The organism is Sulfuricurvum sp., from assembly GCF_049305995.1.
Taxonomy (GTDB): domain Bacteria; phylum Campylobacterota; class Campylobacteria; order Campylobacterales; family Sulfurimonadaceae; genus Sulfuricurvum.
On record NZ_JBAQPS010000266.1, the window covers coordinates 1 to 7,269 of the forward strand.

Annotated in this window: 10 protein-coding genes; 2 read left to right on the top strand and 8 right to left on the bottom strand. The window is 40.4% G+C overall.

Going from position 1 to position 7,269, the window contains the following annotated elements:
- A partial coding sequence (locus WA010_RS09130) for a winged helix-turn-helix domain-containing protein (RefSeq protein ID WP_422556820.1) occupies positions 1-233 on the bottom strand: 233 nt, incomplete at its 3' end.
- A gap of 229 nt (positions 234-462) precedes the next feature.
- Between WA010_RS09130 and WA010_RS09135 the strand changes: the two genes are divergently transcribed.
- Both WA010_RS09135 and WA010_RS09140 read left to right on the top strand, forming a co-directional pair.
- Positions 463-672: a hypothetical protein gene (locus WA010_RS09135; protein ID WP_422556821.1), complete on the top strand. Its 210-nt coding sequence runs from the start codon at positions 463-465 to the stop codon at positions 670-672.
- Entirely contained in the window at positions 641-970 is a 330-nt protein-coding gene (locus WA010_RS09140; RefSeq protein ID WP_422556822.1) for a type II toxin-antitoxin system RelE/ParE family toxin, read from the top strand. Before WA010_RS09135 ends, WA010_RS09140 begins: the two co-directional genes overlap by 32 nt.
- Here WA010_RS09140 and WA010_RS09145 read toward each other — a convergent pair.
- From WA010_RS09145 to WA010_RS09175, 7 genes are all read right to left on the bottom strand, one after another.
- A complete protein-coding gene (locus WA010_RS09145; protein WP_422556823.1) occupies positions 967-2,193 on the bottom strand; it encodes an MFS transporter in 1,227 nt (408 codons plus the stop codon). The genes WA010_RS09140 and WA010_RS09145 overlap by 4 nt on opposite strands.
- Before the next feature lie 120 nt (positions 2,194-2,313).
- A complete protein-coding gene (gene mnmA, locus WA010_RS09150; protein ID WP_422556824.1) occupies positions 2,314-3,333 on the bottom strand; it encodes a tRNA 2-thiouridine(34) synthase MnmA in 1,020 nt (339 codons plus the stop codon).
- The gene (locus WA010_RS09155) at positions 3,333-4,121 is read right to left on the bottom strand and encodes a TIGR00730 family Rossman fold protein (protein ID WP_422556825.1); all 789 of its coding nucleotides are present in this window, start codon (positions 4,119-4,121) and stop codon (positions 3,333-3,335) included. Before WA010_RS09155 ends, mnmA begins: the two co-directional genes overlap by 1 nt.
- 2 nt (positions 4,122-4,123) lie before the next feature.
- A complete protein-coding gene (gene fliY / locus WA010_RS09160) occupies positions 4,124-4,984 on the bottom strand; it encodes a flagellar motor switch protein FliY (protein WP_422556826.1) in 861 nt (286 codons plus the stop codon).
- On the bottom strand, positions 4,977-6,071 hold the full coding sequence (gene fliM, locus WA010_RS09165; protein WP_422556827.1) for a flagellar motor switch protein FliM: 1,095 nt from the start codon (positions 6,069-6,071) through the stop codon (positions 4,977-4,979). The genes fliY and fliM overlap by 8 nt, the downstream gene beginning before the upstream one ends.
- Positions 6,071-6,763: an RNA polymerase sigma factor FliA gene (locus WA010_RS09170; RefSeq protein ID WP_422556828.1), complete on the bottom strand. Its 693-nt coding sequence runs from the start codon at positions 6,761-6,763 to the stop codon at positions 6,071-6,073. Before WA010_RS09170 ends, fliM begins: the two co-directional genes overlap by 1 nt.
- On the bottom strand, positions 6,760-7,083 hold the full coding sequence (locus tag WA010_RS09175) for a hypothetical protein (RefSeq protein ID WP_422556829.1): 324 nt from the start codon (positions 7,081-7,083) through the stop codon (positions 6,760-6,762). Before WA010_RS09175 ends, WA010_RS09170 begins: the two co-directional genes overlap by 4 nt.
- Positions 7,084-7,269: the final 186 nt, after the last annotated feature.

A 7,269-nucleotide genomic window follows, 5' to 3' on the forward strand; every position in this document is an offset into this window, starting at 1 on the left:
CCTCTCACTGGACTTTCAAGTAATAAAGCTTTTGATAAATAGGTACGTGCCCATAATGCTCTATTTTTATATACCTCTTGTTTTCCACTGGATAAAAGTTCCGCTTGCTCTTCTTCACTTAAATTAAATTTAGATACCGTAAATTGATAAAGTTCTTGTGTATTTCGTGGATGCTTATCGGAGTGAAAAATCAATATAGGCAACATCATACTTTGAAAATCAGGAACAGCCATTAAAAAAACCTTTATAAAACAATATAGACAAAAGTTTACCTAAAATATTACAAAAATCATCATGCAAGGCTTTGCGGTCGAGGATGTGAAAAAGACACTTCAAGAGAGTATGAAAAAGTTAGAGCGTGCGAGGGTAGAGAAGAAAAAATAAAGCTGGATTCCCGATCAAGTCGGGAATGACAAAGAAGTGGTATAATTCTCGAATAAACTTCCTCAAAAAGGGGACAAAATGTTAGCCTATCATCTCGAAATACAAGACGAATCCGTCGTAGATAAAGTGATTTCTTTTCTAAAATCACTCCCCGAAAATACTGTAAAACTCTCAAAAGAAGAGTACGACGAAGAATTAGAATCATTAGTCGATGAAGGATTTAAATCTCCTATCATCGGAACACACGACGAGGTTTTTGCTAAACTCGCCACAAAATATGCCTCATAATATCGTCTATCTTCAACGAGCTTATACTGATCTAGAAACTATTTTAGATCATATTGCTGAAGATAGCCCCGTTCGTGCTAGTACCTATCTCCAATTTTTACAGGTTACTATTGCCAAATTAGCCGATTTTCCTAAACTTGGCCTCTCTTGTAAACGCAAACATATCCGCAGAGAGTGTCGCATTCTTATTATCGAGGATTATCTGGTATTTTACAAAATAGATGAATCATCCCAAACAATTATTATCGGTAGAGTGCTCCATCAAAGTATTAATTACAAAGCTTCTCAACTATTTTAATCCTTTATCCGTCTCAAAACAATCCATCCGATCAGCGATGTTACGGCGATCAAATACGCCGGAGCATACGGGTCACCGCTTAGTTTCTCCAACGATGTCATAAGAGCGGGGGTAATCCCGCCGACAATCCCTGCGGCACTTCCTAAAATCACTGCTGTAAACGATGCTCGATAGCCATGATAGCTTAAAGCCTTAACCGTCGAAGCGAATATAGGAGCCTGAAAAGCGCATAGCAGTATCACCAAGGCAATCGTCCCCGCCAATGAGCCCCAATACCCTCCGACACTCATTCCGACCATGATAGGATAGATACCAACTGCCAATCCCAAAGCCGCACCGCGCATCACCAGAAGTGAACCGATCCGATCGGCAAGCATCGCCATAAGAGGGATAAAAATCACCCCGATCACAATCGAGAGGGTATTGATCTGCCCTGCTTCGGCTTTAGTGAGTCCCGCACTCCCTTGTAACCAAATGGGAAGATAGACAAAAACCGTGTAATAAAAAATCCATATTGCCGAAGCAACGATCAAAAACTGCCAAAATTCACGGCGGTGATAGCTTAGAATCGCTACGATCGGAATGGTTTTATCTTCACTCGGTGCATAATTATCAGTAAGGTTACGGCGTAAATATAGCCCCGCCGCCGCAATCACGATACTCACCCAAAAAGGGATTCTCCATCCCCACTCTCCCATCGCATCTTCACCTAAATACCACAGTAATACTCCGCACAGCCCCGACCCTAGAGCCATCCCGATTTTCGCACCGACGGAAACAAATGAGCCGTAAAGATTTTGACGATTCGGGGAGGATTGTTCGACGAGATAGACGATTGAGCTGGCGTATTCACCTCCGACCGATAAGCCCTGAATCATTCGCAGTGCTACAAGAAGAATGGGAGCCATTATCCCGATTTGCGCATAAGTGGGTAAAAATCCGATGAGAAATGTCGGAAGTGCCATTAAAATCAATGAACTCATCAGAGCAAAGCGACGACCGATACGATCTCCGATATGACCGAATATCAATGCTCCTATAGGGCGCATGATCATCCCTGCAGCAAATGCGCCGAAAGAGCCCAAAAGGGAGAGAAAAGGGTCATCGGAGGGGAAGAAGAGGTTTCCCATCATCACCGCTAAAAAGCCGATGAGGGCAAAATCGTAGTATTCGATGACGTTGCCGATAATCCCTGCGGCAATAATTTTCTTTTTGGAAGTCATTGTTTTTCCTCTAATATCGCATCAAAACTCTCAAAAAACATGTTTTTTGTAGCTTTAGGGGGTTGTAGGGACATTTGTCCCTGCCACTAAAACGGATGAATTCGTTTTAGTGTGTAACATTTATAGGATCCATCCGCCGCCAAGAAGTTTTTCTCCCTCATAAAACACACCCGCTTGACCTGAGGCAACACCGAGTACCGGTTCGTGTAGCTCAACGACCGCATGATCTCCCTCGATTTTAACCGAGCATCGTACCGCCGTAGTGCGATAGCGAAGTTTCACATCACACTCAAACTCTTTTCTATCATCAAACATATTTACTCGCTCTAACTCCACACGATTGCACTCTAAATCCTTACGCGTCCCTACGACGATCTGGTTGGTTTGCGGTTTGATCTCAACGACGAAATGGGGATCATGGGCACCGTGTACATTAAATCCTTTGCGCTTTCCAATCGTGTAGTGCATGTACCCTTTGTGCTTACCGATAACTTTGCCTTCCATATCGAGGACATCACCCTCTTGATCGACAGGAACGTAGGGTTTTAGAACGTCCATATAAGTCGTTTCTACAAAACATATTTCACTCGATTCACCCTGAGAAGCAAATGACTCTAGTCCTTCGACACTTGCAGCGAAAGCCTTGATATCACTCTTATGACGTTCTCCCAAAGGAAACAGCAATCTGGGAACCAATGCAGGATCAATGTAAAAAAGAAAATAGCTTTGATCTTTCGTATCATCCTGTGCTTGAAGCAAATATTGTCCGTCATGGCGGATATAGTGTCCCGTTGCGATGAAATCGGCACCGATACTGTCGGCGAACGACACCATAGCTCCGAATTTGATATTGCGGTTACATAGAGCACACGGATTGGGTGTTTTTCCCTCACGGTAGGTTTCGATAAACGGAGTGAATACTTTTTCGTTAAACTGTTCTTGCAGATCAAGAATATGGAGTTTCACCCCTGCAAAATCAGCCGCTCTCTGTGCACGCGCTTGATGGATCTCATGGTAGCCGGGTTTTGAGTGGAGTTTCATATAAACCCCTTCCACTTCGTACCCCTGCTCTTTTAGCAACAGTGTCGAAACCGTCGAGTCAACCCCACCGCTCATTCCGATTAATACTTTTTTAATCATTAAATATCACTTCTGTCACAAATCGGTCTATTTTCAAAATACGAAGAGAGAATTTTGTAATACTTTGTATCATGCAATCCTTCTTTTTCAAGTGTCTCCATTTGAGAAACAAGGGACTTCTCAATCTCTTCGATAACAAACTGGATGTCATCTGTCAATGTAATAAGTTTCATATCCGCTTCATTGATCATCCCCTCTTGCAACATTTTATCCCGTAAAAATTGAATGAGAGGAGCGTAAAACTCCGTTCCCACTAAAAACAATCGCACGCCCCACACTTTTCGAGTTTGTATCAGTGTCAATGCTTCAAACATTTCATCGAGTGTTCCAAAACCACCGGGAAAAATAACATACGCCATCGAGTACTTAACCAACATTACTTTTCGGGAAAAGAAATAATCAAAACTCCTCCCTTTTGTGATATAGGGGTTTGGTTGCTGTTCTTGAGAAAGTTCAATATTCAAACCAATCGACTCTATATTTTCATGCTCGTAAGCACCTCGGTTGGCTGCTTCCATAATCCCTGGACCACCACCGGTGATAATGTTATAACCCCGTTCAGCAAGCATTCCCGAAAGAAGCATTGCCTTATTATAATAAGGATGATTTTCATCCAAACGAGCACTCCCGAAAATGGTAACAGAAGGACCTAAATCTCCTAATTCATCAAAGCCTTGTACAAAATCGGCAATAATTTTAAATACGCTCCATACATCTGCTGATTTGATGTCTTTAACATAACGACTGCTTGGGTACTCTTTTTCTCTTTTTTTTCGATGCGGAGACATTATTACCCTTTGAGTTTGTTCAAACGATCTCGCTTACTTCCAATGGAAGTAACTTGAACCCCAAAATTACCATCAACAATGACGACCTCACCTTGTGCAATCACATGATCGTCCACTAAAATATCCAATGGGTCGTTAGCCAGTTGGTTCAGCTCTATAACTGAACCGATATCCATACTCAAAACATCTTTGAGAAGCATTTTTTTCTTTCCGATACGGACTCGAACAGGAAGTTTGACATCTAAAATCAACGAGATATTTTTCATCTCCCCTTCTTCAAGCTTTACCGAAGCTTCGGATGGTTCATCAAAAATACTACCTCTTGGATTTGATACCGCTTCGGATACTTTACCACCATTCAAAGCATCATAGATAGGTGTATCAATCACAAACATTATTAAAGAATTAATAGATCCTAAAGTAAACGTAAAAACGAACATTCTGGCATAAGCATCGAGATTCACTTCACCATTTTCAGCAATAAATTGAGTTTTTTCCGGTTTAATTGTCAATTTTGGAAGTTCTTTTTGTGATCCGAGTGTCGTACTCATCGCCCCAACAATATTAGAAACGATCTCTTTAGCCGCATCCAAATCTTCATCGGACATACTATCTTTTGCTTCACCCTCACCACCAAGCATCATATCCCCAAGTGCAGTAGCCAGTTGCGGAGGCAACATAACAATCCCTTTTCCTGATGCTTCTCCACTAAAACTTACATGTATCAAAGCAATAGGAGGGATAATATTGGAGACAATAGAAATATTCTCGGCTTCTTTGAGTATTATAGAGGGAACTTGTCCAGTCAAACCCTCAATTGTCGCGGTAGCCTCTTGTGCAAATACTCCGGCAAAATCACTCATCCTCATACTCCTCTTTTAATGGCCCGTGAATCATCTCTTTTACACCGCTGATTCGAGCTTTTCGTTTTGTCTCAAATTCTTTTAATGCTCGTTTAACTGCATCTTTTTCCGTATCAATTAATGAAGTGATTTGAATCGATTTTCGAAATCTTCGAAGCCCCATTTGACCAATGAAACGAGCTTTTCCATCAACACTCACATTGACAACATCATCAGCCGGAATATTTAAACGTATTATATCTCCCTCACCGAGTTCAAGCAACTCATGTAAACTTAATTCCGCTTCTCCAAGATTCACTTCAATATTGACATGAGCACCACCGATAAGAACTTGGAGTTCTTGATTACGGCTTTTTTTCGAACTGGTTTCATTCAGCATCAGGTCACGACTAGCAAGCTTGGGCAATACCGGTTCAAGTGCAATTACCGGATAACAAATATTCATCATTCCTGAACTATGTCCAATAATAATCTCCATTACAACCATAACAACAATTTCATTTTGTGCAACAATTTGAACAACGTTAGGACTTGACTCTTTTGACTCGATTTGAGGATATAGCTCAGTTACCGGACCCCATGCCTCACGCAATGTTGCCATCATAACTCGTAAAATAGTCTCAAATAAAGAGAGTTCAATATCTGAAAATTCTCGATTGGCCTCAAACGGTTCACCTTTTCCACCCAAAATACGATCTAACATCGGAAATGCAATAGAAGGATTGATCTCTAAAACACCATTTCCCTCTAGCGGCTTCATCGAAAAAACATTGAAGCTCGTTGGATTGGGGAGAGACATCAAAAATTCTCCATAAGTCATCTGATCAACCGAATGGAGCTGAATCTCGACAATGGAGCGCATAATAGCCGAAATCTGCGATGCAATGGAGCGTGCCATTTTGTCATGAATCCCTCTAAAAGCACGAAGTTGCTCTTTAGAGACACGGTTAGGGCGTTTAAAATCATAAAGAGTAATTTGACGTTGTGAAAAGAGATTATCATCTCCCGTTTCTAAAGCACTATCTCCTTCATCATCAACAACATCCAAAAGGGCATCAATCTCTTCTTGCGATAAAATATCAGCCATTAGTACCCGCCTACTGTATCTTTAATACGTCGAATAACTGATTTGTGGATTTGTGAAATTCGTGATTCGGTAATATTAACAATGTCGCTAATCTCTTTCAGTGTCAATTCTTCGAAATAATAGAGCTGAATGATAATCTGCTCACGCTCATCAAATGTCATTAAAACATTTTGAATTGCTTCAATAAGATCATCATGTTCTATTCTTTCCAATATTCCCCCTTCTTCAGGAGTGCCTAATTGATCATCCAATGGCATCACTGTATAAATATCCGAAGCAATACGTGCCTCATGAATTTTTTCCAGTTCAATACCTAATAGTATCGAAAGTTCTTCATTACTAGGCTCTTCATCATGTTCACTCATATAAAGTTCAATAGCTTGATCAATCTCTTTGATCAATTTTCGACTTGAGCGACTTACTGTATCTAAAGAGCGTAAATAATCTAACATTGCACCATAAACTCGTGTTTTTGCATATCCCCAAAAAGAATCATTTTGAGTTTCATCATAACGCCGTGCAAGTTTTACAAGTTCTTCTGTTCCAATCGCACATAAATCCATATAATCAATCGAACTAGGCAAACGCTCTTTTAACCGAAATGACATCGCTTTAACTGCCGGCAGATATTGGAGTGCCAACTGATCTTCACGGTGTTTCAACTCTTGCGTATAAACATCCGTTCCACTCATCCCTGCCCCCGATTATCATCATCCATCAAATCCGCTTTATGCGTATAAAATGCATCGATAAATTGTTCACGCTTATTAATTTCACGTATAAAAAAATCAAGATTATGCTCATGAGATGCTTTAGGAAAAGAACTGGATTTTATACCGAGTGTTTGGAAAAAGAATCCAACACATAAATGGGCAAAAAGGTAAAAACACACCGTGATAAGAATGACAAAACCTAAAAAACTTTCCGCTGAATTCGATTTTAATATCCCAAAAACAATACCGATAAAAAACCCTTGTACTGTTAAAAAAGAGACAAAATTCGAACCTCGCATAATTTTCCTTCTCTTCAGTGTATAAACATCGTACGGCTAAGATCGTCTTGCTTAAAAATGTTCCATTAAACGCTTAAACAATCCGCCTAAGCCACTTTCTTTAGGATCCACTAGCACATTTCGTTCCAATTTTTTTGCGATACGCTTAACAATTATTTCTAATTCACTTGTTGGTAACGCACTTGG

What these genes read in the sequence shown, in the direction of transcription:
- fliM (WP_422556827.1), bottom strand. Translation starts at nt 6,071, where the DNA reads ATGGCTGATATTTTATCGCAAGAAGAGATTGATGCCCTTTTGGATGTT.
- fliY (WP_422556826.1), bottom strand. Translation starts at nt 4,984, where the DNA reads ATGAGTGATTTTGCCGGAGTATTTGCACAAGAGGCTACCGCGACAATT.
- mnmA (WP_422556824.1), bottom strand. Translation starts at nt 3,333, where the DNA reads ATGATTAAAAAAGTATTAATCGGAATGAGCGGTGGGGTTGACTCGACG.
- WA010_RS09175 (WP_422556829.1), bottom strand. Translation starts at nt 7,083, where the DNA reads ATGCGAGGTTCGAATTTTGTCTCTTTTTTAACAGTACAAGGGTTTTTT.
- WA010_RS09135 (WP_422556821.1), top strand. Translation starts at nt 463, where the DNA reads ATGTTAGCCTATCATCTCGAAATACAAGACGAATCCGTCGTAGATAAA.
- WA010_RS09170 (WP_422556828.1), bottom strand. Translation starts at nt 6,763, where the DNA reads ATGAGTGGAACGGATGTTTATACGCAAGAGTTGAAACACCGTGAAGAT.
- WA010_RS09145 (WP_422556823.1), bottom strand. Translation starts at nt 2,193, where the DNA reads ATGACTTCCAAAAAGAAAATTATTGCCGCAGGGATTATCGGCAACGTC.
- WA010_RS09155 (WP_422556825.1), bottom strand. Translation starts at nt 4,121, where the DNA reads ATGTCTCCGCATCGAAAAAAAAGAGAAAAAGAGTACCCAAGCAGTCGT.